A 24954-nucleotide genomic window follows, 5' to 3' on the forward strand; every position below is an offset into this window, starting at 1 on the left:
AAAAGAATAACTCATCTTTCTGGCCCTGAAATCTTGAATGTCTGCAAGACAAGAAAAGCCGGTTATTTAAAAGCTTTAGAGAAACATGGTATTCCTGTTGACGAAAATTTGATCATTCATTACGATTTATCTGTTTCGAATGTGAGTACTTATATCGATTATTTTTTGGCGCTGTCACCCAGACCTGATGCGATTTTTGCTATTAATGACCCCATTCTGCTGGTAATCCCCTTACCGCTAAATACCTGCCCTCACCCTGATCGCGTTCGATCGAAACGCCGGGTATGCGCTGAACGGCCTCGGCTGCATTTCTGTCGGGTAGTTTGCCTATTCCGTCTGCCGCTATAACATTAAGTACATTCACAGCGTTCTTTTGAATATTCAATGCCCTGGCCTCACTTAATCTGTTGCCGCCGTTTGACGAGATCACCACTTCATTTAAAGTATTGGAGACCGGTTTTAGTAAGACATCCGGAACAATAGTGACTTTACCGGGCTCTACCATGATTTTTTCATTTCCCTGCTCGTAACCCAAATATCCCACGGTGATGGAATAGCTACCGGGGGAAATACCGGTGATGGTGAAGTTTCCGTCGAAATCTGTTATGACGTTTTTTTGAGTTCCATTGACTTTTACCGTCGCACTGGGGAGCGGGTATTTTGCGTCAAGCACCTTGCCTTTTACTGACCCTGTTTGAGCGAGAGCAGTTAAGGAAAAAAATAAAAAACTAAGGGTAGCTAAAAAAGTGATTTTTTTCATCACGCTTAAATGATTAGTATATGTAAAATTTATGGCACAAAAACCCATTAATACTTAACATTTGTAAACTTTTTCCGATTAAGGAATTCTTAATAAGGTGTTATAGTTAGGTTAACACGTTAGCGATGAAAGAATCGTCGAATGCAAATCTGCTTCCACACTGCTGGCAGGCTGGTTCGGGTCTGCTTCACAAAACAGGTACCATTTGCGAAGCAACCTGCCACCTGTGTACTATCAGGGCTATAGCAGGTAAACAAGAACAGCCCCGCAGTTTGACTGCAGGGCTGTTCGTCTGCAAAATATTTATTTGCTATAAATAACCTTCATTTTTAAGCAATGTAATGGATTCCATCAAAGCAGCTCCACTGATCTGGGCCCTCAATCCTGCTTTTCCGGTTGTAGGTGCCTGCCACCAGTGATAACCAAACAACACTACAGGACTTTTTGTTGTTCCGTTAGTCCAGAGCAACTGGCCGCTGTTCTTTAAGAAATTGACATACCGCTTTCTGCTGGCTTCGGGCAAATCTTTGTGCCTGATCAATTGGGTAAGGTAACGTACAAAGATCCCTTTGAACAAGTTTACATCATGATCTTCCTGCTCTGCCCAGTCACTCAGCACCTTGTTATTGGCATTGACAAGGGTGCTAGTTGCCCAGTCCGCAGTCTTGATTGCGTCGTTCAGGTATACCTTGTTTCCTGTGATTTTGTAATACTCCAGTGCTGCACCCATATAGGTACCTGCATTGTAGGTCCAGTCACCATTCTTATCGTTGATGTTTTCAAAGACCCTTCCGGATTGCTGCACCACACGGTTTTCCTTGATCCAATTGTAGATTTTAGAAAGCCATTCAAGGTTATTGAAGCCATTGATCTTTTCAGATTCCCCATACTTTTGCCAGCGTTTTGCAGCGATGATTGCCGCAGGACCATTTGACGGAACACCTTTGCTTTTCCCCGCTGTATTATTTTCATGGTTCCATGCGATACCTCCACCGTCAAAGTCATTCCATCCTTCAAGGATCCACTTCCATAATTGGGTAGCTGAAGTCTCATAGCGTGCATCTCCGGTGATTTCCAGCGCGCGGAGATGTGCAACTCCATGCCAGGCCATATCATCATAATAGTTGTTGTAAAAGCTTTTATTGTTCTTCGCTTTTACCCCTTCATAGAAATCATAGATTTTTTGCTTATAGATGTCATTTTTGGTCCGAGCATAAGCATCTAACATCACTTCCAGACCATGAGCTTCCGGCCAATAGTCGTACTGACCTATGGCCCCGAAATTATCATTATTAAAATGATGTTTTGTAGAATTCCAATAGACGTTTACAAAGCTGGTGCTACTGCTATCAGCAGCAGTAGTCCAGTTGATGTTATACTTTGCACGACGGTCAATGAATTCATCGTCTATTTTTCCGCAAGAGCTGATGATCAGCGCAAGTGCGGACATATAAATTAATTTCTTCATAGCTGATTAATAAGTAATAGCGTGATTGTAATCTGTAACGTCCGGACTTAAGGTTAGCGTAATGCTGCACTTCGTAGCACTCCTGTTAGGGAATTTGAACGAGAAGTTCCATCTGTCTTTATCGCTTTCGTTGATGTACACATTAAAGTAAGGTCCGGTACCCGCAGCCGGTGGCTGGTTATCGCGGTTTATGCTGCCCAGTTTCTGTTCTACACCTCCCATGGTAATCCAGAAGAAGTACCTGTCATCTCCAAAGCCTCCTGAAGTAAAGTCTGGCACCAGGTCAGTTAGCTTCCATACGCCTTTGCCCTGGTAGGTCAGTGCATTTCTTTTCTGAGGGGTACACATCCATAAGTCGATTTTATTGACCTCAACTATAGATGCAGATCCGGTAAGGAAGTCGAGCTTAACTCTGTAAATACCATCTTTAGCTACTGTACCACCGTTGGCATTTTCTTTGAAAGTAGTACCCGAAGCATCTACAGAGAACGTTCTGGATGCGCTGGTCTTAGAATCTACGAAACTGTATTTCTTGCCTGCAAGTAATCTCGTGAAGATCTCAAATTCATTACCACCGGTCAGTCCTTTCATGTTCAGGGCCTGAGCCAGATTCGTTCCTCCTTCGGATCCTTCACCTGTAAGGAATACGGATGTAGGTGCATCTATACCGCTCAGCCTGGTGATGGTAAGTGTCCTGATTTGTTTAGACATCACCTTGGTAAGTCCGCGTGATGATTTCACTGTCCACTTAATCGTCCCCTGTGTAGCACTTGGGATACCGGCAAGGGCAGCAATCTGGTTCAACACCTTATGGGTGATCACCGCTCCCCTGCTGATGCCATTATTGTCTGCAGGAGCTACATATATTGGTTTAGAGAAGTCGCCGCTTTCCTTGTCAAAAACCACATCATAATAAACCAGTCCGTTATCCTGGGCAACTGCCTTTTCCCACTCAAAATAAAGGCTTGGATTGCCGGATGCCTGTAAAGTAACGTTTCTTCCATTGTCTGGAGCGTAAAGTGTGGTGACTTCAGTAACGGTTACTTCTTTAAACTTCTCCTCTTTAGCACATCCGCTAAAGGTGAGTAACACAATTAGGGAAAATGCAAGTTTTGATAATATATTCGTTTTCATTGTTTGTCTGATTAATGGTTAATAGCCTGAGTTTTGTGAAAGATTTGGATTGATGTTGCGTTCCGATCTTGGCACCCCCCACAAGTAATCGCGGTTGCGGCTAAAATTGCCTGCAGGATAGGTGATGTAATTAAAGGTGCCTCCATTCTTTTCGAATTTAGCACCACGCGGAGCCTGGGTTAAAACGGTTTCAGAGATTTTCCAGCGACGGATATCAAACACCCTCAAACCTTCCAGAGCCAATTCTACTCTGCGTTCGTCGCGGATCAAGTCACGCAAAAGGTTTTGATCATTAGTTTGTATATCCAGCGCCTCTCCCGTGTTATCAAAACCAGCCCTTCTTCTCAATTCACGAATGGTTTGATTCCAAACCGTAGCATTCATCTGCCCCAGTTCGTTTTTAGCCTCTGCGTACATCAGCAGCACATCTGCATAACGGATCAGGGGAATATTTAGGTTAGATTCCCAAATGCCACCTCCACCGGTGTAGGATGAAGCCGCAGGATCTGCATATTTACGGTAATAGTAACCGGTAGCAGTCTGCGCAGTTCCCGCACCCGTATATTTATCTGATGGTTTTCCGTCGGTACGGTTTGGCCCGTCAGGATTGATCACTACGGTATATTCTACTCCTGCACGGTCTCTCCATTTTGAACCATCGTACACCACTGTAGCGTTTAGGCGAGGATCACGATTTGCATAGGCCGGATCTGCTTCAGTCCATTTTTTACCACTTTTCATCAGGTAGCTATCTACCAGTTGCTGTGTAGGCGCCGCGAGCGACAACCTCGCATTTGCAGACATCGGCGCATAGTCGACCAAAGTGCCCCATGTCCTGACTTCGGGAACGTACTGCAGGCTCAGAATGATCTCTGAATTGTACTCGTTTCTCACCCAAAACAATTCCTCATAATTCGGAAACAACGAATACCTGCCGTAAGTAGCTGAATTGATCAGTTTATCGGTATACTCCGCAACTTTGGTCCAGTTGTTTTCATAAAGGTAAGCACGGGCATTTAAAGCCACGGCTGCACCGCTGGTGATGCGGCCATTGTCTGCCGGAGCATAATCCTCACGCTTTGGCAGGATGGCGGCTACTTCATCGAGTTCCTGATGTATCCAGGAAAGAATCTGTGCCTGGGGAGTCCGGGTAACCACTTTGGACTCTTCGTAGCTGATGTCCTTCGTAAAATGAGGCACATCGCCGTACCAGGTGGTCAACTGAAGAAACAATGAAGCACGGATAAAACGAACTTCTGCCTTTCTTCTTTCGCGGAGTTCAGCGCTCATAGCAGTCACCCTGTCCACATTTTCAAGAAATGTATGGCAGGTTTTAATGCCGCCGTAAGCATCGCCCCAGTCATTCGCAAAACGCGGGTTCGACGCATCAGCCAAACCTGTAGCAATCAATTTCTCATTTGTAGAACCATAGCCGTTATAAACATTATCGCTCAGCAACTCGTTACCAAAATGATCGTCACTGCTAAACATCTGTCTGTAGGCCATATTTGCCACTGAATTGGCTTTATCTTCTGAGGTCCAATAGGTAGGGTCAGTAAACCTGTTTGTAGGTACCACTTCCTGCTTAACGCAACCTGCAGAAAACAATGCCAGCCCAAGAAAGATCAGATGAGTATATGTTATAAATTTCTTTTTCATAATTTCTAGTCTTTAAAACTCAATGTCAAAACCACCGCCTACATACTTCAGCAAAGGATAATTACGCCCGCTGTTTGCACCTGCAGCATTCATACTGGAACCGAATTCTGATGATTCGGGATCGATGAATGAGTGCTTACTGAAAGTAAGCATGTTCTGCCCGTTCAAAAACACGCGGAGTTTTCTCATTCCTATCTTATTTGAAATTCGGTTAGGCAAAGTATAGCCGACCTGGATATTCTTCAGACGGAGGTAAGCGGCATTCAATATGTTGAAATCTGAACCTTTTCCGTAGTTGTTGACCGTTGACGCCACACTTGGAGGTGTAAGTCTCGGCCAGCGTGCATCCGGGTTGGCAGGTGTCCAGTAATCCAGCTGATGTTCGAACATCACAAATGAATAACCTCCGTGGAATGGCTCGATGGTTTCACCCCTCACGGCCATGTCACGTTTACCAACGCCCTGCCAAAGCATATTCATATCAAAACCTTTCCACCTCACATCGTAGTTAAAACCAAAAGTCAGACGAGGGAAGGCATGTCCAAGCACATAACGGTCATTGTCGGTAATGATCCCGTCATTGTCACGGTCTTTGTACCTGACATCACCCGGTTGAGGCAACACGCCAATCGGCAATGCAGCATCCTTGATTTCGTCTTCATTCTGAAACAGGCCATCAGTTTTGTATCCATAATAGGCATACAATGGCAAGCCTACACGCATGATCCTTTCGATCTCATCTGATCTGTCTATTTGTTCGTTGTTTACCAGTTTGGTCACCTTATTCCAGGAATCACCCACGTTCAGACCGAAGTTATGACTGAAATCACCGTGCTTAAGCCCATAGTTCACCGTCAGCTCCCAGCCCTGATTAACCATAGAGCCTATATTTTGCTTAGGCACTCCGCCTCCCAAAGTCAATGGACTCGGCGGAAGCAGCAGGATATCATTGGTGGTTTTATGGAAATAATCGAAAGCAGCAGTCAGGGAACCTTTCAGGAACGTAGCATCTGCACCTATATTAAATGAGTTTGCAGTTTCCCATTGTAATAATGGATTTCCGAGTGTATAGCCGGTTCCGGGAACAGCAGAATTGTTAAAACCATACTGGTTCTGATAAATTGTATAAGTGGTATAGGTCTGATAGTCATCTACGTTCTGATTGCCCAGCTGACCATATGAACCACGAATCTTTACATCTCCCACTTTCTCTTTCCAGAAACTGAAGAAGCTTTCTTCACTTAATCTCCATCCGGCAGAGACAGAAGGGAAAAAGCCCCATCTATTGTCAGCGTCAAATTTTGATGAGCCATCATAACGGAAACTTCCTTCGATAAAATATTTGTCTGCAAAATTGTAGCCTGCCCTGCCGAAGTAAGAGTTTAGGCTTCTCTCTACAGTGCCGCCGATGGTATTATAACTTCCTGCTTCGTCTATTATTGTACCCTCGATAGGAACCCCAAGTATCGGATCTACCAAACTTCTTTTGAGTTCAAATGCGCGTCTGCGGTAAGATTCATTGGAATAACCCGCCAGGAGCGTCACATTGTGAACACCTCCGAAGGTTTTGTTGTAGTCCAGGATAGCCTGCATATTCAGCAAGGTAGATTTTCCCTGATAATCCTCTATGGAATAAGCATTAGAACTGGATGCATTTGTAGGTGTGGTCAAATCTGCTTCATTGTAGGTAGGCCAGTAAAATCTTCTGATCAGGCGATTTTCAGGACGAAGGTCTAAACCCAGCAATCCCTTAGCCTTTAATCCGTCAATGATGTTCAGCTCTGCGTTTAAGCTTCCCTGGAAATGATCGTTATTGGTGTTGGTATAACCGCCGCGTTCCAGATTGGCCAGCGGGTTTCCCTGGGTCAATACATCGTTGACATAATATTTACCATCATCACCTTTTAACCGGTAGGTGTTGTAAACAGGTATACGGGAAGCATCTGCGATCAGGAATCCATTGTCGCCCTGATATGCCTTGCCTTCACTTCTATCGTACCAAAGAATGGTAGACAATTTTAGCCTGCCAATATCTGTAGTCAGGTTTGAACGAAGGTTATAACGTTTTAGTCCAAAGTCCGGACCTTTATAGTTACTCTCCTGATCATAATAACCGAGAGAGACCATATAGGTGCTTTTCTCTGCCCCACCCTGTACACTCACATTGTAGTTTTGCTGGAAAGCATCTTTCAATATCCCTTTCAGAAAATATTCAGAATCTCCGGTTGCGAACTGTTCAATCTGCGCGGCCGAATATATTGGGTTTGCGCCTACATTGAAATAGGAATCATTTCTCAGTAAAGCATTTTGATAGCCTTTTAAAGGTTTTACTAGAACTTCCGGATTTTGAGAACCAAGGATTCCGCTTAGCCTGACTACCGGGTCCATTCCTTTTTTGCCCTTTTTGGTGGTGATGAGCAATACACCGTTTGCAGATCTGGATCCGTAAATGGCCGAACTACCTGCATCCTTTAATACAGAAACACTTTCTATATCGTTCGGATTCAAGTTATTCATATCATTGATACTTTCACTGATCACTCCATCAATCACCAGCAAAGGCGAATTATTGCCCATTGTGCTTACACCGCGAAGGTTAATATTGAGGCTATTGTCATTTGGGTTCATGCTCCGCTGCTGAATCACGATACTTGGTGAAGTACCCTGAAGCGCCTGGGTCACATTGCCCACCGGACGGTTTTCAATCTGGCTGGATTTGATCTGATCGATCGCTCCTACTACACTGGATCTCCTTTGTGTGCCATAACCGATTACAACAACCTGCTCCAATAATTGCGGATCAGGAACCATAGTTACGTCGATCGTAGTGCGTTTGTCGACTTTTATCGTTTGTGACGTATAGCCTGTATAGCTAAAAACAAGTGCACCATCATCCTGAACTTTTACAGCATAGCTTCCGTCTGCACTGCTTACCGCTCCGGTTGGCAAACCCTGCACTTTGATGGTTACGCCCGCCATGCCTGTTTTATTCTCGTCAAACACTTTTCCTGATACAGTGATCAGGTCCCTCGCAGTTTGTTCGGGTTTCATTTTAACGATTACTGTTTTTCTATCGATGACAAAGGTGAGTGGCTGATCATCGAAGATAATTTTAAGTGCCCGTTCCAGTTCCATTCCCTTAAAAGTAGCATCAACACGGTTGGCCTTGCGGATCATCTTTGAATTATACAAAAAATTATACCCGGTCTGTTGCTGGATGTCTTGCAAAACAGCACCCAGCTCGGCATTCTTCTTGTCGATGGTTACGTTCTGGGCATATCCTGTTGCAAATACATGCGTTAGTGATACAGCCAATAAAAAGATAGTTAGTTTCATAACCAGCAGAAATTTTAATGGTACGAAGGATAGCATCCTCCGTTTAAACAGAAAGTAAAAATTCATACATTTGATATTTGGGTTTAATCAATAATTAGGATGTTCGATATTCTATTGTTATAGGGTTGGCCTGGAATTCATCCGGGAGCGTTACGACCGCTTCCGGTTTTTACCAATGCCTCCTCCTGAGTGGCGTTGTCAAGGCATTACGGTAATCCTCCTTCCTGCAACCTTAAAGTGAATTGTACCCGTTTGTTCGAGCATACTCAATACTTCTGATATGTTTTCGTACCTCGATATGGTTCCATTGAAAATTTTATCGGCCAAATTCCTATCCCTGTACACGACTTCTACATCGTACCAGCGCGACAGTTTCCGCATGATCTCTTCTATTCCATCGTCAGTAAAGACAAACTTGCCTTCCTTCCAGGCCATAAACTGAGCTGCGTTCACCTGGTTTACATCGATTGTACCGGTAGATTTATTGACAAGTGCCTGCTGTCCGGGTTTGAGTAATGCTTTCCCTGAGTTATTTGAGATTTCTACGGATCCCTCAAGCAAAGTGGTGCTCGTTGCTGCCTCATCTTCATAAGCCATTACATTGAAATGAGTACCCAACACGCGGACCACTGTTCCGTTTGCTTCTACCTTGAACGGCATCGCTGCATTTTTAGCAACTTCAAAATACGCTTCTCCTGTAACAACCACCCTGCGTTCATCACCGGAAAAAGTAGTTGGAAAATATAATGATGAGGATGCATTGAGCCATACCTTAGTTCCGTCTGATAAGATCACATCGTATTTTCCACCGCGCGGGATACTGATTTTATTGAACTGTTGAGCTTGATTTTTACCGGACTTAAGTCTATTGTAAACCAGCAATCCTGCTTCTTTATTGGACACTAAAGCATCGCCCTGTTGAAGTGCCTTAACGGCATCTTTATCATTCAGATCGACCTGTGAACCATTGGCAAGGGTAAGTATGGCTTTGTTTCCACCGGGGATAATGGCAGGAGCTGCAGTTTTTACCACTGGCTGAGCTGACCTTTCTTGGGTACGCAGGCCTAAGCCGTAGTATAATGCGCTGGAGAAAATGATCAATACTGAGGCGGCGGCATACCAGAATCTGGCAGGTATACGCTTTACGGGAACTGGATTTATTTGAGCCTGAAGACTGTTGTATAGCCTTTCTTTTACCTGCGACTGATTGCCCATTGTAATGCTGTCCCATGGCAAATCCAAAAGTTTGAATTCATCGCGATGGTCCATTAACATCTGTTCTTCTTCTGCACTTGTGTTTCCTGCAAGGTGCTTTTCGAACAGCGTAATATATTCATGTTTCTCCATGAAGCTGCGTTTAGGTTTATTATTGGTTATGTATATAGAGTCTGTTTCGAAGGAGCACACACACTGGATTTGAAAATAAATCTTTAATGCAGGAAACTAGAATATAAATCCTAGCTTTATTTCACCAAGTATGCAATTAGAAGGACTCAATGATGCTGAATTATGGGCTGCTGTCAAGAACAATGACGCCAAGGCCTACAATATGCTCTTCGACAGGCATTGGTCTGCTGTGTTCACCACTTCGCATAAATACATCAAAGACACAGAAGTTTGTTATGAAATCACACATGATATATTTTTAAACATCTGGAATAAAAGAGCTCAGCTAAATATCCTCTCAGTTAAAGCTTATCTGTCGGCTTCCGCCCGTTACCATGTCTACAAAAGAAAGCAGGGAGTCAGATCATTAGACATTCAATACATAGATGACTACGAGCAAGTTCAGCAAAGGTCAGTAAACAATACGGCTGCTGAGCAATTCGACTATACTGAACTGGAGGCCAGAATTGATGCGCAACTGAGCAAATTGCCAAACCGTTCAAGGGAGATTTTCCTGCTGAGCAGAAAAGAAAATCTTTCCAATGATGAGATCGCTGTGAAACTTTCCATTTCGAAAAGGACTGTAGAAAATCAAATTACCAATGTCTTAAAACACTTGCGGTTTGTATTAAAACAATTGAGCATTCTATTGGCATTGCTGAATTTATAAGCAATGCTATCGGGAAGATGAACAATCCTATGTCTGGGCTTAATTGGACTTTTTCAGATATTGATAGATCTCGCTGTTGGTAGACAATATCACCGAGGTCTTTTCGCTAAATGTCTTGTCAAGTGTTTCCATGGATTTTAGAAAACCATAAAGGCTCTTGGATTGCGCAGATTGATTATAAGCAGATGCGTAGATGGATGCAGCACTGGCATCAGCTCTACCTTTTATTTCCTCGGCCCTTTTAAAAGCTGCAGATTGAATGTTCTTTAATTCCCTGTCCTTATCGCCATTTATCTTTGAGGCCTCACCCTGACCTTCTGATCTAAACTTATCTGCAATCCTGAAACGCTCACTTTTCATACGCTCGTAAACCTGGGTCTGTACCTCCTGCACATAATTGATTCTTTTAAACCTGAAGTCCAGAATCTTTATTCCCAATTCAATAGCCTGTTTATTAGCAGACTTAAGGATCATATCCTGCATCTTATCACGTCCTACATAAACCTGAGTCAATGAATCGCCCAGCACTTCCCCTATCGAATCCAATTCAGGCTTTCTGTTACTGCTTCGTACCAGTTCTTCAATATTGTTCTTGGCCACCACATTTCTTGTCTCCCCATCAAGGATATCATCCAGTCTGGATTGAGCTCCGCGTTCGTTTGTAAGCCGTTTAAAAAACTGCAGCGGGTCGGTAATCTGCCACCTGGCATAGGTCTCCACAAAAATGAATTTCTTGTCTTTGGTAGGCAGCTGGTTAGGATCACCTACCCATTCCATAAAGCGCTTTTCAAAAACATTAGCGGTCTGTATAAACGGCAGTTTAAAATTTATTCCTGGTTTAGTGATGGCATTACCAATGGGTCGTCCAAATTGAGTAACCACAACCTGCTCGTACTCCCTGACAGTAAAGGTGCTGGTCAGCAAACACAACAGCGCGAAAAATGCCAATAATCCTAATAGTATCTGTTTTTGGCTCATCTTAGTTCTTTTTAGTGTTATCCTTATTCAATTGCATCTGGAGGAGCGGCAATACGTTCGCTCCATTCTGATCGGTCACAATCACATTGCCCAGTTTAGATAGGATGGTTGTCATATTTTCCAGGTAAATCCGCTTTTTAGTTACTTCAGGCGCCTTTATATATTGATTGTAAAGATCATTAAACCTGGCTGATTCACCCTGTGCATTGTTTACCCGCTCTATCGCATATCCTTCAGCTTTTTGTAGGGTAGCCTTAGCCTCTCCGCTTGCTTTTGGAATTACTTTATTGTATTCAGATTTGGCCTGGTTGATCAGCGTTTCTTTTTCTTGCTGCGCTTCATTTACTGCGTTAAAAGCCGCCTTAACCGGATCCGGCGGGTTTACATCCTGTAACACTACCTGTTCTATTTTAATCCCGATGTTATATTCATTACAGATCTCCTGGATCAGCTGGTGCAACTTTACGGTAATCTCAGTTCTTCCTATCGTCAATACCTCATTTACTGTTCGGTCTCCTACAATCTGCCTGGTGGCTGCCTCTGATATATTTCTTAGCGTGCTTTCGGGATCCCTCACTTTAAATAAATAATTGTACGCATTATTGATCCTGTACTGTACTACCCATTCTACATCGGCGAGGTTCAGGTCCCCCGTTAGCATCAGTGATTCATCCCTTAAGCCATCCTTTGCATATTCAGACTGGTTGTCGACCGCCCCCATCGAGCGAAAGCCAAACTCCAGTTTTTGCTGGCGCTCTACCGGAACTTTATGCACGGTCTCTATAAAAGGCATTTTGAGGTTCAGTCCCGGATCTACAGTCCTGGTATATCTGCCTACCCTGGTGATCACGCCCACTTCTTCAGTACCTATCTGGAAAATAGTTCCCCATAGCAGGATCACCACGAAGAGCGCGATTAAAATAAATCTTAAATTTTCTCTGATCCTGGTCAGGATTGTTGATTTGGCAAATTGGTTTGTAAAGTCTCTTTCCTTAAATTCCATAATGATTAGCTATTAAAAAATCCGGTTCGTTCTCGTAAATCGGCCTGCGCCGCAGAGAAAGATATCGAATTTTTACTCAAAAAACGAATGGAATTGTCGGAAAAGCGAGGTTTTATTTATTGATATTGACTTCTTTATCGGCTAAAGAATTGGTCGCAAAACAAAGAAGCCTTAGACTTCTCTAAGGCTTCTTGCAGTGGTATGGGCCGGGATCGAACCGGCGACACATGGATTTTCAGTCCATTGCTCTACCGACTGAGCTACCGTACCATCTTATTATTAACATGAATTAATCATGTTCCCCTCGGTTGGGAGTGCAAATGTAGTGTCTTTTTTTGAATGTCAAAATCTTTTTTGAAAATATTTAAAAATAAATCTGTTTTATTTAAAAACCTTCTAAATTTTATATTTTATGCATGCATAGTAATTTGTTTTGTTGTATTTGTTTAACTTAGCGCGTACTATATTAGATATTTCAAGAATGGTGTCACAAATCCTATTTATAGCAATTACACTAGCTGCAATAGCTTTTTTTAGTTACAACCTTAAAAAAGTGATTCGCAATATCCGGCTGGGAAGAGCGGCAAACAGAACAGATCAGCCTCAAAAACGGATAATGACCATGCTCAAAGTAGCATTCGGACAAACAAAAATGTTCTTTCGTCCTGTTCCGGCATTTTTACATTTTATCGTTTACGCAGGTTTTGTAATTATAAATCTTGAGGTACTGGAGATCATGATTGATGGGATATTCGGTACACACCGGATTTTTGGAGGTCTGGGAGCCATCTATGATGTATTGATAGGCTCTTTTGAAATCCTTGCTTTAGGCGTTTGGCTGGCCTGTGCGATATTCCTGATCAGAAGAAATATCATCAAACTAAAAAGGTTCAGTGGCGTCGAAATGACACCCTGGCCAAGATCTGATGCCAATTATATCCTGATTACTGAAATACTGCTGATGTCTGCATTTCTGATTATGAATGCTGCAGATGCCAAACTGCAGGCACTCGGATCCGGACATTACACCGCTGCAGGTGCATTCCCTGTAAGCCAGTACCTTCAGGCTATCCTACCAAATACCGAAAGTGCCCTGGTTGCTATTGAAAGAGGATGCTGGTGGTTCCACATCATTGGAATTCTGGGCTTTTTAAATTACCTGCCTTATTCAAAGCACTTCCACATTATGTTTGCCTTTCCAAATACTTACTTCTCCAATCTGGAGCCTAAAGGTGAATTCACCAATATGCAAAGTGTAACCAATGAAGTAAAAGCCATGCTCGACCCTTCTTTTACACCTCCTGAGGCTGAAGCAGGTCGCTTTGGTGCCAAAGATGTGAATGACCTGACATGGGTAAACCTGATGAATGCCTATACTTGCACAGAGTGCGGAAGATGCACTTCAGTGTGCCCTGCCAACATTACCGGAAAGCTGCTTTCACCACGTAAAATCATGATGGACACGAGAGACCGGATGGAAGAGGTGGGTAAAAATATTGATAAAACAGGCAACGGCTTTGACGACGGAAAGTCATTGATAGACACCTACATCAGCAGAGAAGAGATCTGGGCTTGTACAAGCTGTAATGCATGCACAGAGGCATGCCCGATCAATATAGATCCTCTGGCAATCATTACGGAACTGAGAAGATATGCAGTGATGGAGGAATCGCAATCTCCGGCCAGTATCAATGCGATGCTGGGTAATATTGAAAATAATGGTGCACCATGGAAATATTCACCGGCAGACCGGTTAAACTGGGCAAAAGAGAACTAATACAAACAACTATTAAGGCTTAAAGATAGCGTAAAAGATGAGCGAGCAACTAAATTTTGAAGTGCCAACCATGGCGGAACTGATAGCCAAAGGCGAAGAACCAGAAATATTATTCTGGGTTGGGTGCGCCGGAAGCTATGATGAACGAGCGCAAAAAACAACACGCGATATTTGCAAAATACTGCACCATGTGGGAATCAAATATGCTGTCCTTGGCACTGAAGAAAGCTGTACCGGAGATCCGGCAAAACGCGCAGGAAATGAATTTCTTTTCCAGATGCAGGCCATGACCAATATTGAGGTACTAAATGCTTACAACATTAAGAAAATAGTAACAGGCTGCCCACATTGTTTCAATACCATTAAAAACGAGTACCCGGGATTAGGCGGTACTTACGAAGTAATCCACCATACCCAGTTGATACAGCAGCTGATAGATGAAGGAAAGCTTAAAGCAGAGGGCGGAGAAAGCTTTAAAGGTAAAAAGATCACTTACCATGACCCTTGTTATCTTGGACGCGGAAATGGCGTATATGAAGCTCCCCGTAAAGCACTGGAGATCCTCGATGCACAATTGGTAGAAATGAAACGCTGCAAGTCAAATGGTTTGTGCTGTGGCGCCGGTGGTGCACAGATGTTCAAAGAACCTGAAAAAGGCAATAAAGACATCAACATTGAACGAATTGAAGAGGCATTGGAGACACAACCTCATGTAATTGCCGCAGGTTGCCCTTTTTGCATGACCATGCTTCGTGATGGTGTTAAATTGAAAGACCAGGATCAAAATGTACAGGTATTAGATATTGCTGAAATCACAGTAAGGGCGAATGGCTTGTAACAAGTTATATATTGCCTCTTTAAATTCCGGCAGCAACGGAAACTGCTATTACGTAGGTAATGACGATGAGGCAATACTTATAGACGCCGGCATTTCATGCAGGGAAACAGAAAAAAGAATGCTTCGCCTGGGCTTGTCTATGACTAAAGTAAAAGCAATATTTATCTCACACGAACATACTGATCATATCAAAGGTCTTTGTACTTTATCAGCCAAATACAACCTCCCGGTATACATCACTCCGGGAACTTTAGCCGGCTGTAGATTCTTATTACGAAAAGACCTGATCAGAACCCTACACAGCAATTTACCTGTTATGGTGGGAGATCTTGTCGTCACAGGTTTCCCAAAGCTTCATGACGCCGCAGAACCACACAGTTTCATGATTTCATGCGGGGGCACTAACGTTGGTGTGTTTACCGACATCGGCGCTGCATGTGAACAGCTGATTCATCATTTCAAACGATGTCACGCTGCTTTCCTGGAAACCAATTATGATGATGCGCTATTAGCAAAGAGTGCCTATCCTTATTTCCTTAAACGCCGGATCAGCGGGGGTCAGGGACACTTGTCAAACCAGCAGGCGCTAGAGGTATTCACAGCACACAGACCAAGCTTCATGTCGCACCTGCTGTTAGCACACTTATCTAAAGACAACAACTGTCCTGAGCTAGTCCACAAGCTGTTTACTGAACATTCAAACGGTACGGAAATTATAGTCGCTTCACGATACGAAGAAACAGCTGTGTATGCTATTTCTGAACCAGTAGCTGTGCATTCGTTTTAACCAACCGCTCAGAGATAGCTATCAGATCCTGTGGTTCCATATTTTTTAGCGGAATGACCATGTAAGCCGCCATACTATCAATATCACCATTCTTTCTATCATTATAGGTCTGAACAATCACATCCTCTCCTTTTGTATGCAAATACAATCTTCCTTGTTTATCACTGCCCAAATAATCTATGTCTTTAAATTTCTTAAGATTGAAAGAGAAATATTCTACTTTCCCACTTGAGAAATAGCGCTTATACCTGCAAAAACCAGTGTTGGTAACATTAAGTTCATATTTTTTTAGAAGGCTTGCTTCCTGGGTATCGTCATAATGATCAGCAAGCATTTTTTGTATAAAAGCAGTGTCTTCATCCAACGCTATACTTGCTGCAAAGGCCATAAAAACCATGGACAGCAGTAAAAAGAAAAACATTTTTAAGGACAATGTAAACTTCTTCATGACGTTAACTATTTAGCGATGTTAAGTTAAATAATTTTGTATTTTTGAGTATGAGTTTTTCTCCACAATCCAGAGTTTGGGTCTACCAAAGTAACCGTGCGTTTACGGACAACGAAGTGCAGACTTTGCAGCAAAAGCTAAATGATTTTACTGCCCAGTGGAAAGCTCATGGTCATCAGTTGGATGCAAAAGCAGCTATCTTATATAATTTCTTTATTGTATTTACGGTAGATGAGGCTTCTGCCAACGTAACAGGATGTTCTATAGACTCGTCTGTTCGCGTTATTAAAGAAATCGAACAGGAATATCAGATTGATCTGTTCAACAGGTTTAACATGGCTTACAAAGTGGATGATAAGGTAATTGTGGCTAACAAAGAAGACTTTGAAACACTGGTTAACATCAAAGCAGTTGGTCCGCAGACTATTGTATTCAACAACATGGTTCAAACCCTTTCAGAATTCGAGACTAAATGGGAAGTTCCCTTTGAGCAAAGCTGGCATGGCAAAGTCTTCGCACACCTTTTATAATCAAACCCTTAAAAATCTAACGGACCCAGGCGCCGCATATTTCTCATGATCAGATACTGTCTGTGCCTGATGTATTGTGTTGCCTTTTTAGGTGTCCATCTGATTGGATTTGGAAAGCAGGCCGCTATTAATGCTGCCTGAGCTCTGGTCAGACGAGTACATGACTTATTGTAATACTGCTGTGCAGCAGCTTCTGCACCATATATCCCGTCTCCCATCTCAATCACATTCAAGTATACCTCCAGTATACGTTCTTTGCTCCACAGAATCTCTATCAGCAAGGTAAAGTAAGCTTCGAATCCTTTTCTTACCCATGAGCGGCCGGGCCAAAGAAAAACGTTCTTTGCTGTTTGCTGGGAAATGGTGCTTCCACCTTTTATCTTCTTTCCTTTCTGATTAGCCTTAAAAGCCTTTTCTATAGCTTTGAGATCGAAGCCCACATGCTTTAAGAACAACTGATCTTCAGCAGAAACCGCCGCCCGTTTCATGTTATCAGACATATCTTCAAAGTCTACCCATTTCTTTTCCATCCTGGCAGTTTTACCCGCAGCATTGCGCTCCATGTTACGTTGAATCATCAATAGTGTGATTGGAGGATTAACAAACCGATAAACCAAAACCCATAACACGGTAACCAGCAGAAACCAAATGAATATCCTGGTAATTATTGAAGTGATCCGTTTAAAAGTAGTCGATTTTGCTTTGCTTTTAGTCTGTTTGCGAGTTGCCATTGGCCAAAGGTAAGAGTTATCGGAATGATTTTAAACAAAAAAAGCGCCCCGATTATGGAGCGCTTTCCTGTATTTTGTAATTAAGATTACTCAGCTACAACTTCGAAAGGAACTTTAACTTTCACTTCTTTGTGTAAGTTTAAGTTGGCAACATATTCACCAACAAATTTAGGTTCAGTTTCGAAAGTGATACGGCGACGGTCAACATCAAAACCTTGTTGTTTCAATGCATCAGCGATCATAATGGTATTTACTGCACCAAAGATCTTACCTGTTTCACCAGCTTTAGCACCGATTGATAGTTTAACTTCAGTTAAACGCTCAGCGATACCTTCAGCATCTTTCTTAATTTTATCTTGTTTAAAAGCAGCTTGCTTTAAGTTTTCTGCTAATACTTTCTTAGCTGAAGGAGTAGCCAACTGAGCAAATCCCTGAGGGATTAGGTAGTTACGGCCGTATCCTGGCTTTACAGAAACGATATCATCTTTTTCCCCTAGGGATTTGATATCTTGTTTTAAAATAATTTCCATCTCTCAGCTCCTATTTTAATTGGTCAGCAACAAAAGGTAACAAACCGATGTGACGTGCACGTTTTACTGCCTGAGCAACTTTACGTTGGAATTTCAATGAAGTACCGGTTAAACGGCGTGGTAAAAGTTTACCTTGATCATTGATAAATTTCAACAAGAAGTTTGCGTCTTTGTAATCAATATATTTAATACCATTCTTCTTGAAACGGCAATATTTTTTTCTGTTATCGTCCACTTTTGGAGCAGTAACATATTGTATTTGATCTTTAGCCATTATCCTGCAACCTCCTCTTTCTTAGGTTTTTTGTTGAAAGCACCACTGCGTTTTTTCTCATTATACGCAACCGCATGACGGTCTAATCTAATGGTCAAGAAACGTAGAACACGCTCATCACGCTTAAGTTCCAATTCTAATTTACTAATCACTTCACCTGAAGATTTATACTCAGTTAGGTGAAAGAATCCGCTTGCTTTTTTCTCAATCGGATACGCTAATTTTCTCAAACCCCAATTGTCCTCTTGAACAATTTCGGCTCCGCTATCAGTGATGATTTTGCTAAATTTAGCTAATGCTTCTTTAGCAACTTCTTCTGATAACAACGGGGTTAGAACGATAACAGTTTCGTACTGATTCATTGTTATTTATTTGTTTTTAATTAATCCGCTATTATTGCGGGTTGCAAAAGTAATAATAAATTTCTATTAATCAATAGGATAATCAAAAGTTTATGGTTTACCAAAGAGGTAGTTAATCCCTCCTGCAATTCTTTTAGAACCTATATTAAACGCTGCATAGTGACTCACTACATTTCGGGTAGAGTATCCACCATAAATTTCTATCCTTTTATTCAATACAATGCCTGCCTTACCTACGAAAGACACGCTGAATTTCTCAAAATCCAATGGCTCCTCAAGAACAACGAATTCATTTTTAAAAGTATTGTATCTTTTTTGCACATCATTGTCAACAATTGAGTAGTTAAAGGCCATCCCCCCACCAATAAAAACTTTAATTTTGCTTTTGTTATACACATTATAAATCAGTTGAGGAGCCGCAGATATGGTCAATTGATCGAAAGAATGGAATCTTGAAGGGGAAGAAATCTCATTTTGACTCTTGTAAGCTGAGAGCTCTGCTCTATAGATCAGTTTACCAATTGCGGGATTACTAAAAACATCCACTCCAAGATTTATAAAAGGACTGTAAGAAACTTTGGATTTAGCATCCGGACGTGCAAGCAAATGACTGCCTTTATAAATACCATTTAAATAATTTATACCCGCACCTGCAAGAACGCGGGTCTTGGTTCCTTTAACTTTAATGGGTTCAACACCGTTTAATACTGATGTGACCTTGAGCAAATCTGCTGTCCGGTACTTAACATTCATCAGCTTACGTCTGTCAAATTTTGCCGCAAATCCTAGCCTGTAGCTGGCCTGTGAGAGCTGATTTAAATAAGAATCAGCTGTAACCATATTATTGGTATTTTCATCCAGATACAATCTTCTGATCAGCTCGTAAGGTGCTCCATTTAATTCAGCTAGAAAAAACCGCTTCTTTATTTCATCTGTATATTCATATAATCTTACCACTTTTCCAGTCTGAAGCACTTTTAAAAACAGCGTATCCCGCACTGATATAGAATCAGCTTTACCTGAGAGCTTGGAAATTGCCTCTTCATTCATACTAAGCCTTACATCATACCTTTGATAAGTCTCCAATCCATCCAGACCAAAAGCTATACAATTGAGCACATTATAAGTCTGGATCGGTGCATCATTATTCAGTCTGAATCTGATACTTTCAGGATTCGACTTACGCTCACGATAATCTATAAAACCTTTTATAGTATCATTTGAGACTGTGATTACATATCCTTTTTGAAAATTAGATTGCGCCAGGGCAAATACAGGAAAGGCCAGCAAAAGGCCGATGAGAAAACGTTTCATTTTTTTTAGATTAGGCGGCAAATATATACATAGGAGATTTATTTTCCACAAATCCCTGTAGCTACCTAAAAAATTTCTAATTTCGTTGGCGAATGGAAAATTTTATAGTATCGGCCCGTAAGTACCGCCCGGCAACGTTTGAGACCGTTGTTGGACAGCACCACATTACAGGCACACTAAAGAATGCCATCAAAAATAATCAGCTGGCACAGGCATTTCTGTTTTGCGGGCCACGTGGTGTCGGTAAAACTACCTGCGCACGTATCCTTGCCAAAACAATCAACTGTACAAATTTAACAGCAGAGCAGGAAGCCTGCGGCACCTGTGAATCTTGTATCTCTTTCCAAACAGGCCATTCTTTCAACTTTCACGAGCTGGATGCTGCATCCAATAACTCGGTTGATGATATCCGGAGTTTGATTGACCAGGTACGCATTCCGCCACAAGCGGGGAAATATAAGATATATATTATAGATGAGGTGCATATGCTATCTGCAAATGCCTTTAATGCTTTCTTAAAGACACTTGAAGAACCGCCATCTTATGCCATATTTATATTGGCTACCACAGAAAAGCACAAGATTCTGCCAACCATCTTATCACGTTGTCAAATCTTTGATTTCAACCGTATACAGGTAGATGATATTTCAGGGCATCTAAACAAGATCGCACAACGGGAGAACATATCTGTAGAAGCAGACGGTCTGCACATCATTGCTCAAAAAGCGGATGGCGGATTAAGGGATGCCCTTTCCATGTTCGACCAGATTGTAAGTTACACCAATAAAAACCTCACTTACAAATCAGTAATTGACAATCTGAACATCCTGGATTATGATTACTATTTTAAACTTACCCAATACCTGAATACTACTGATGTAAGCAATTCACTGATCCTGTTTGATGAAATATTAAATAATGGATTTGACGGCAATAACTTCATCAATGGACTGGCAAACCACCTCAGAAATCTGCTGGTTGCCAAAGACCCGCAGACCACCAAGTTGCTGGAAGTAAGTGAAACCATCAAACAGAAATACATTACACAAAGTCAGCAAACACCGGTTTCGTTCATCCTGACCGCATTGAATCTGGCCAACCAATGTGACCTGAATTATAAAAACAGCAAAAACCAGCGGCTTCAGGTAGAGCTTTCGCTGATTAAAATGTGCCACATTCCTTCGGTACTTCAACTAGCCCAGCCTAACGGCAATTCCGCAACTGACGAAGATCAGATTAAAAAAAAAACTAATCTAAGTTCTGCGGCTCCATCGAAACCTGCTGTTCAGGAATTTGCAAACAACATTACTTCGGCACCAGTTGATTCAACAGAAACTGTCCAAAAAATCCCTCAACAGGAAAGCAAACCGTTGCCGGTTGTACCGCAGCCACTACATGATCAGCCAAAGAACACACCTCCAATACCACTGACCAACCCTGCGCCTACAGCAAAAATAGCGCTGAACAATAATGCGAATGCAAAAATCAGCACGCTGATCCCATCTCTCACCGACCTGGAAAGACGGGCTGAAGAGGAAGAGAACGACGGCCCTAAATACATTACAGGAGAAGCAAGGGAAGCATTTACTTACGAGCAATTGATGTTTTACTGGAATCAGTATGCAACCAAAGCTAAGGAAGACAATAAAATCAACGTATATACCCTCCTGACCAGTTCAGACCCTGTGCTGGACAGCCCAGAAGAAGTAACGGTTCATGTAGAACATAAAATCCAGGAGGGACAGCTTCAGGATGAAATGATCGATTTTCTAAACTTCCTGAGACCGAGACTAAAGAACTTTCACCTGACCATCAAATCAAAACAGGTAGCGCGTGCAGTAGTAAACCGCCTTTATACTAATGTAGAAAAGTACCAGTACCTGATTGAAAAGAATCCCAAGCTGGAAGAAATGCGAAAAAGGTTTAACCTTGATGTAAACTCCTAAAAGAATTTCTTAGGCCTGTCATTTATTGGGTATCCTTCTTCATCCAAGTCATCCCTGTTGTCTTCATCTGTACGTGCCAGCATTTCATCTTCAGGACTTACTTCAAGAATATCCTCATCTTCTATGCGCATGCCTGAATTTTCGAGGTTCTCATCACGTTGCTTCTCATCATCGTATTCTGAGCCGATATATGGATTTGCTTCATCATAAGAAGAAATACTATCTTCACCATTAGGAGCAGATGTATCGTAAGGCAGCGGATGATCATATTCAGTATCCCCGTTCTTCACATCAAATTCAAAACTGTTTTTGTCTTTATCGTAAGATAAATTATCAAAATCTTTGATCTCTCCCAGATTCATTGGATGAAGCTTATCATTTGCTTTCATTGCTCCATTGGATTTATTTTGATCAGCTGCCATAATGGTAAATTTTATATTAAAGATAACGTAAAAAAAACAAAAATTGTTTTTATAAAAAAGGCCCTTTACAAATGCAAAGGGCCTTTCTATTTATGTGGCTTATGTTATAAACTTGCCAGTGCAGTATTCAATGTTTCACTCGGACGCATTGCTGCAAAAGCTAAATCATCATTAGGATGGTAATAACCACCGACATCTTGCGACTTACCCTGTGCCTCTATCAGCTCTGCTGATATTTTCACTTCGTTTTCAGTCAGTACTTTAGCCAATGCTGCAAACCTTGCCTTTAAGTCAGCATCTTTAGTTTGCTCAGCCAAACCTTGTGCCCAATACAAAGCCAGATAGAAATGAGAACCTCTATTGTCAATCTGACCTACTTTACGGGCAGGTGACTTATCATTGGCCAGGAACTTCTCAGTTGCGGCATCAAGTGTTTCAGCCAAAACCAAAGCCTTTGGATTATTTTGTGTCTGACCTAAATGTTCTAAAGAAACAGCCAAAGCTAAAAACTCTCCAAGTGAATCCCAGCGAAGGTAACCTTCCTGAAGGAACTGCTCTACGTGTTTTGGGGCAGAGCCACCAGCACCGGTTTCAAACAAACCACCGCCATTCATCAACGGAACAATAGACAACATTTTTGCCGATGTACCCAGTTCCAGTATAGGAAATAAATCGGTTAAATAATCACGCAATACATTACCAGTTACTGAAATTGTATCTTCTCCCTTGCGGATCCTTTCCAAAGTAAACTTAGTAGCTTCAATTGGAGATAAAATACGGATATCTAAACCTGCAGTATCATGATCTGTTAGGTACTTATTTACTTTTGAAATGATTTCTCTATCATGCGCCCTTTTCTCATCTAACCAGAAAATAGCAGGTGTTGCAGATAAACGTGCTCTGTTTACAGCAAGCTTAACCCAATCCTGAATTGGCGCATCCTTAGTCTGACACATGCGGAATATATCACCCTTTTCAACTTTTTGATCAAAATATACCTTGCCATCAGCATCAGTGACACGAACTGTCCCTGAATCAGTTGCCTGGAAAGTTTTATCATGCGAACCATATTCTTCTGCTTTTTGCGCCATCAGACCCACATTGGGCACAGAACCCATTGTAGTTACGTCAAAAGCACCATGAGCTTTACAATCGTCAATAGTAGCAGTATAAACTCCGGCATAGCAACGATCTGGAATAATAGCTATCGTATCTTGTTGCTTATTGTCTTTATTCCACATCTGACCCGATGTACGGATCATTGCCGGCATTGACGCATCAACGATCACATCAGAAGGCACATGAAGATTGGTAATCCCTTTGTCTGAGTTAACCATGCCAAGTGCCGGGCCATTAGCAATCGCTTCATCAATTGCAGCTTTCACTTCTGCTTCTTTTGCATTGCCTGCAATTTTAGCATAAACATCGCCTAAGCCATTTCGGGTATCTATATTCAATTCTTTGAACAGATCGCCATATTTAACAAAAACACCAGCAAAATATACCTCTACTATTGCACCAAAAATGATTGGGTCAGAAACCTTCATCATCGTCGCTTTTAAGTGCGCAGAAAGAAGAATTCCGGCAGCCTTTGCTTCTTCAATCGCTTTCGCGACGAAAGATTTTAATGCCGACAGGCTCATCACAGAGCTATCGATCACTTCGCCTCCTTTTAAAGGCGACAGCCCTTTCAGTTCAGTCACAGCGCCGCTTGCATCTACAAACTCTATTTTAAACTGTGCTGCATCTGCTACAGTAACTGACTTCTCCGATCCGTAAAAATCACCCTCAGTCATACTTGACACTTTAGTTTTAGAATCTGCAGACCATGCTCCCATTGAATGCGGATTGGCCTTTGCATAATTCTTGACTGCTTTAGGTGCCCTGCGGTCTGAATTACCTTCGCGTAAAACAGGATTCACTGCCGAACCTAAAACTTTAGCATATTTAGCTTTGATTGCTTTTTCTCCGTCTGTTTGCGCATTATCCGGATAGTTGGGAATAGCAAATCCCTGAGATTGTAATTCAGCAATTGCATCAGTCAGCTGCGGAATAGATGCAGAAATATTAGGCAATTTAATAATATTAGCTTCCGGAGTTGTAGCCAGCTTACCCAGTTCAGTCAATGCATCTCCAATTTTTTGATCTTCCTTTAGAAACTCAGGAAAGTTTGCCAAAATTCTTCCGGCTAAAGAAATATCCCTGGTTTCTACATCAATGCCAGCTGAGGCTGTAAAAGCTTGAACAATTGGTAAGAATGAATAGGTTGCCAACATTGGCGCTTCATCAGTTTTGGTATAGATAATTTTTGATGTGTCTGACATATTTTATAAATACGATTGTGTAAATGAAAAATAAAAACAGCGTGTTTATGACAAAACAGGCTTTAGATTAAAATCGTCTAAAGATATAATAAACCGATGAATTTCATGGCATTGAAATGTTATAAATGAGTTAATCCTGATGTTCTGTAACATCCTTTCCCTTTTTACATCAAATACCCCGACAAACGTTTAACACTATTTAACACAGGGATATTTTAGAAAACAGTAATATTGAGCTTTACTGCAAACACAGTTATTACCAACAAACAACACACAC

Annotated in this window: 22 protein-coding genes, 1 tRNA gene and 1 pseudogene; 7 read left to right on the top strand and 17 right to left on the bottom strand. The window is 41.8% G+C overall.

Annotation, left to right across the window (positions count from 1 at the left end; translation table 11 throughout):
• Window positions 1-33: 33 nt before the first annotated feature.
• Window positions 34-168 (top strand): annotated as a pseudogene (locus FA047_RS21120) (LacI family transcriptional regulator); the annotation flags it as partial.
• A 34-nt stretch (window positions 169-202) separates the two neighbouring features.
• Here FA047_RS21120 and FA047_RS07670 read toward each other — a convergent pair.
• From FA047_RS07670 to FA047_RS07695, 6 genes are all read right to left on the bottom strand, one after another.
• On the bottom strand, window positions 203-760 hold the full coding sequence (locus FA047_RS07670) for a carboxypeptidase-like regulatory domain-containing protein (protein WP_136835397.1): 558 nt from the start codon (window positions 758-760) through the stop codon (window positions 203-205).
• 310 nt (window positions 761-1070) lie between these two features.
• The gene (locus tag FA047_RS07675; protein WP_136835398.1) at window positions 1071-2228 is read right to left on the bottom strand and encodes a glycoside hydrolase family 76 protein; all 1158 of its coding nucleotides are present in this window, start codon (window positions 2226-2228) and stop codon (window positions 1071-1073) included.
• 6 nt (window positions 2229-2234) lie between these two features.
• Entirely contained in the window at window positions 2235-3362 is a 1128-nt protein-coding gene (locus tag FA047_RS07680) for a SusE domain-containing protein (protein ID WP_136835399.1), read from the bottom strand.
• An 18-nt stretch (window positions 3363-3380) separates the two neighbouring features.
• Window positions 3381-5021: a RagB/SusD family nutrient uptake outer membrane protein gene (locus FA047_RS07685; protein ID WP_136835400.1), complete on the bottom strand. Its 1641-nt coding sequence runs from the start codon at window positions 5019-5021 to the stop codon at window positions 3381-3383.
• A gap of 12 nt (window positions 5022-5033) precedes the next feature.
• Window positions 5034-8357: a TonB-dependent receptor gene (locus FA047_RS07690; protein ID WP_136835401.1), complete on the bottom strand. Its 3324-nt coding sequence runs from the start codon at window positions 8355-8357 to the stop codon at window positions 5034-5036.
• Window positions 8358-8555: 198 nt separating this feature from the next.
• Window positions 8556-9704, bottom strand: coding sequence for a FecR family protein (locus FA047_RS07695; protein ID WP_136835402.1), 1149 nt, complete (start codon window positions 9702-9704; stop codon window positions 8556-8558).
• Between the two features lie 130 nt (window positions 9705-9834).
• On the opposite strand from FA047_RS07695, the gene FA047_RS07700 reads away from it, so the two are divergent.
• Window positions 9835-10413, top strand: coding sequence for a sigma-70 family RNA polymerase sigma factor (locus FA047_RS07700; RefSeq protein WP_136835403.1), 579 nt, complete (start codon window positions 9835-9837; stop codon window positions 10411-10413).
• Between the two features lie 39 nt (window positions 10414-10452).
• On the opposite strand, the gene hflC is transcribed toward FA047_RS07700, so the two are convergent.
• From hflC to FA047_RS07715, 3 genes are all read right to left on the bottom strand, one after another.
• Entirely contained in the window at window positions 10453-11391 is a 939-nt protein-coding gene (gene hflC / locus FA047_RS07705; protein WP_136835404.1) for a protease modulator HflC, read from the bottom strand.
• Between the two features lies 1 nt (window position 11392).
• Window positions 11393-12394, bottom strand: a complete 1002-nt coding sequence (gene hflK, locus FA047_RS07710) for an FtsH protease activity modulator HflK (protein WP_136835405.1) — start codon at window positions 12392-12394, stop codon at window positions 11393-11395.
• Window positions 12395-12591: 197 nt separating this feature from the next.
• Window positions 12592-12664 (bottom strand) — tRNA-Phe (locus FA047_RS07715).
• 211 nt (window positions 12665-12875) lie between these two features.
• On the opposite strand from FA047_RS07715, the gene FA047_RS07720 reads away from it, so the two are divergent.
• The 3 genes from FA047_RS07720 to FA047_RS07730 are packed head-to-tail and all read left to right on the top strand — an operon-like array spanning window position 12876 to window position 15796.
• On the top strand, window positions 12876-14171 hold the full coding sequence (locus FA047_RS07720; RefSeq protein ID WP_136835406.1) for a 4Fe-4S dicluster domain-containing protein: 1296 nt from the start codon (window positions 12876-12878) through the stop codon (window positions 14169-14171).
• Between the two features lie 37 nt (window positions 14172-14208).
• Entirely contained in the window at window positions 14209-15009 is an 801-nt protein-coding gene (locus tag FA047_RS07725) for a (Fe-S)-binding protein (protein ID WP_136835407.1), read from the top strand.
• A complete protein-coding gene (locus tag FA047_RS07730) occupies window positions 14999-15796 on the top strand; it encodes an MBL fold metallo-hydrolase (RefSeq protein WP_136835408.1) in 798 nt (265 codons plus the stop codon). Before FA047_RS07725 ends, FA047_RS07730 begins: the two co-directional genes overlap by 11 nt.
• Here FA047_RS07730 and FA047_RS07735 read toward each other — a convergent pair.
• Window positions 15762-16244: a hypothetical protein gene (locus FA047_RS07735; RefSeq protein WP_136835409.1), complete on the bottom strand. Its 483-nt coding sequence runs from the start codon at window positions 16242-16244 to the stop codon at window positions 15762-15764. The two genes, FA047_RS07730 and FA047_RS07735, sit on opposite strands and share 35 nt — an antisense overlap.
• A 50-nt stretch (window positions 16245-16294) precedes the next feature.
• Between FA047_RS07735 and FA047_RS07740 the strand changes: the two genes are divergently transcribed.
• Window positions 16295-16774 (top strand): ABC transporter ATPase, encoded by a 480-nt coding sequence (locus FA047_RS07740; RefSeq protein ID WP_136835410.1) that lies wholly within the window; start codon window positions 16295-16297, stop codon window positions 16772-16774.
• Between the two features lie 8 nt (window positions 16775-16782).
• On the opposite strand, the gene mtgA is transcribed toward FA047_RS07740, so the two are convergent.
• The 5 genes from mtgA to FA047_RS07765 all read right to left on the bottom strand — a co-directional run bounded on the left by mtgA (window position 16783) and on the right by FA047_RS07765 (window position 19985).
• A complete protein-coding gene (gene mtgA, locus FA047_RS07745; protein WP_136835411.1) occupies window positions 16783-17505 on the bottom strand; it encodes a monofunctional biosynthetic peptidoglycan transglycosylase in 723 nt (240 codons plus the stop codon).
• 86 nt (window positions 17506-17591) lie between these two features.
• Entirely contained in the window at window positions 17592-18035 is a 444-nt protein-coding gene (gene rplI, locus FA047_RS07750; protein WP_136835412.1) for a 50S ribosomal protein L9, read from the bottom strand.
• A 10-nt stretch (window positions 18036-18045) separates the two neighbouring features.
• Window positions 18046-18309, bottom strand: coding sequence for a 30S ribosomal protein S18 (gene rpsR, locus FA047_RS07755; protein WP_131594648.1), 264 nt, complete (start codon window positions 18307-18309; stop codon window positions 18046-18048).
• Window positions 18309-18671 (bottom strand): 30S ribosomal protein S6, encoded by a 363-nt coding sequence (gene rpsF, locus FA047_RS07760; protein ID WP_136835413.1) that lies wholly within the window; start codon window positions 18669-18671, stop codon window positions 18309-18311. Before rpsF ends, rpsR begins: the two co-directional genes overlap by 1 nt.
• A 90-nt stretch (window positions 18672-18761) precedes the next feature.
• Window positions 18762-19985, bottom strand: coding sequence for a hypothetical protein (locus FA047_RS07765; RefSeq protein WP_136835414.1), 1224 nt, complete (start codon window positions 19983-19985; stop codon window positions 18762-18764).
• A 92-nt stretch (window positions 19986-20077) separates the two neighbouring features.
• Between FA047_RS07765 and FA047_RS07770 the strand changes: the two genes are divergently transcribed.
• The gene (locus FA047_RS07770; RefSeq protein ID WP_136835415.1) at window positions 20078-21931 is read left to right on the top strand and encodes a DNA polymerase III subunit gamma/tau; all 1854 of its coding nucleotides are present in this window, start codon (window positions 20078-20080) and stop codon (window positions 21929-21931) included.
• On the opposite strand, the gene FA047_RS07775 is transcribed toward FA047_RS07770, so the two are convergent.
• Both FA047_RS07775 and FA047_RS07780 read right to left on the bottom strand, forming a co-directional pair.
• Window positions 21928-22353 carry a hypothetical protein gene (locus FA047_RS07775; protein WP_136835416.1) on the bottom strand — a complete coding sequence of 142 codons (426 nt, stop codon included), beginning with the start codon at window positions 22351-22353 and terminating at the stop codon, window positions 21928-21930. The two genes, FA047_RS07770 and FA047_RS07775, sit on opposite strands and share 4 nt — an antisense overlap.
• Before the next feature lie 104 nt (window positions 22354-22457).
• Window positions 22458-24677: an NADP-dependent isocitrate dehydrogenase gene (locus tag FA047_RS07780; RefSeq protein WP_136835417.1), complete on the bottom strand. Its 2220-nt coding sequence runs from the start codon at window positions 24675-24677 to the stop codon at window positions 22458-22460.
• Between the last annotated feature and the right edge of the window lie 277 nt (window positions 24678-24954).

Source organism: Pedobacter frigoris, from assembly GCF_005116445.1.
GTDB classification, from domain to species: Bacteria; Bacteroidota; Bacteroidia; order Sphingobacteriales; family Sphingobacteriaceae; genus Pedobacter; species Pedobacter frigoris.

What these genes read in the sequence shown, in the direction of transcription:
- FA047_RS07670 (WP_136835397.1), bottom strand. Translation starts at nt 760, where the DNA reads ATGAAAAAAATCACTTTTTTAGCTACCCTTAGTTTTTTATTTTTTTCC.
- FA047_RS07675 (WP_136835398.1), bottom strand. Translation starts at nt 2,228, where the DNA reads ATGAAGAAATTAATTTATATGTCCGCACTTGCGCTGATCATCAGCTCT.
- FA047_RS07680 (WP_136835399.1), bottom strand. Translation starts at nt 3,362, where the DNA reads ATGAAAACGAATATATTATCAAAACTTGCATTTTCCCTAATTGTGTTA.
- FA047_RS07685 (WP_136835400.1), bottom strand. Translation starts at nt 5,021, where the DNA reads ATGAAAAAGAAATTTATAACATATACTCATCTGATCTTTCTTGGGCTG.
- FA047_RS07690 (WP_136835401.1), bottom strand. Translation starts at nt 8,357, where the DNA reads ATGAAACTAACTATCTTTTTATTGGCTGTATCACTAACGCATGTATTT.
- FA047_RS07695 (WP_136835402.1), bottom strand. Translation starts at nt 9,704, where the DNA reads ATGGAGAAACATGAATATATTACGCTGTTCGAAAAGCACCTTGCAGGA.
- FA047_RS07700 (WP_136835403.1), top strand. Translation starts at nt 9,835, where the DNA reads ATGCAATTAGAAGGACTCAATGATGCTGAATTATGGGCTGCTGTCAAG.
- hflC (WP_136835404.1), bottom strand. Translation starts at nt 11,391, where the DNA reads ATGAGCCAAAAACAGATACTATTAGGATTATTGGCATTTTTCGCGCTG.
- hflK (WP_136835405.1), bottom strand. Translation starts at nt 12,394, where the DNA reads ATGGAATTTAAGGAAAGAGACTTTACAAACCAATTTGCCAAATCAACA.
- FA047_RS07720 (WP_136835406.1), top strand. Translation starts at nt 12,876, where the DNA reads ATGGTGTCACAAATCCTATTTATAGCAATTACACTAGCTGCAATAGCT.
- FA047_RS07725 (WP_136835407.1), top strand. Translation starts at nt 14,209, where the DNA reads ATGAGCGAGCAACTAAATTTTGAAGTGCCAACCATGGCGGAACTGATA.
- FA047_RS07730 (WP_136835408.1), top strand. Translation starts at nt 14,999, where the DNA reads ATGGCTTGTAACAAGTTATATATTGCCTCTTTAAATTCCGGCAGCAAC.
- FA047_RS07735 (WP_136835409.1), bottom strand. Translation starts at nt 16,244, where the DNA reads ATGAAGAAGTTTACATTGTCCTTAAAAATGTTTTTCTTTTTACTGCTG.
- FA047_RS07740 (WP_136835410.1), top strand. Translation starts at nt 16,295, where the DNA reads ATGAGTTTTTCTCCACAATCCAGAGTTTGGGTCTACCAAAGTAACCGT.
- mtgA (WP_136835411.1), bottom strand. Translation starts at nt 17,505, where the DNA reads ATGGCAACTCGCAAACAGACTAAAAGCAAAGCAAAATCGACTACTTTT.
- rplI (WP_136835412.1), bottom strand. Translation starts at nt 18,035, where the DNA reads ATGGAAATTATTTTAAAACAAGATATCAAATCCCTAGGGGAAAAAGAT.
- rpsR (WP_131594648.1), bottom strand. Translation starts at nt 18,309, where the DNA reads ATGGCTAAAGATCAAATACAATATGTTACTGCTCCAAAAGTGGACGAT.
- rpsF (WP_136835413.1), bottom strand. Translation starts at nt 18,671, where the DNA reads ATGAATCAGTACGAAACTGTTATCGTTCTAACCCCGTTGTTATCAGAA.
- FA047_RS07765 (WP_136835414.1), bottom strand. Translation starts at nt 19,985, where the DNA reads ATGAAACGTTTTCTCATCGGCCTTTTGCTGGCCTTTCCTGTATTTGCC.
- FA047_RS07770 (WP_136835415.1), top strand. Translation starts at nt 20,078, where the DNA reads ATGGAAAATTTTATAGTATCGGCCCGTAAGTACCGCCCGGCAACGTTT.
- FA047_RS07775 (WP_136835416.1), bottom strand. Translation starts at nt 22,353, where the DNA reads ATGGCAGCTGATCAAAATAAATCCAATGGAGCAATGAAAGCAAATGAT.
- FA047_RS07780 (WP_136835417.1), bottom strand. Translation starts at nt 24,677, where the DNA reads ATGTCAGACACATCAAAAATTATCTATACCAAAACTGATGAAGCGCCA.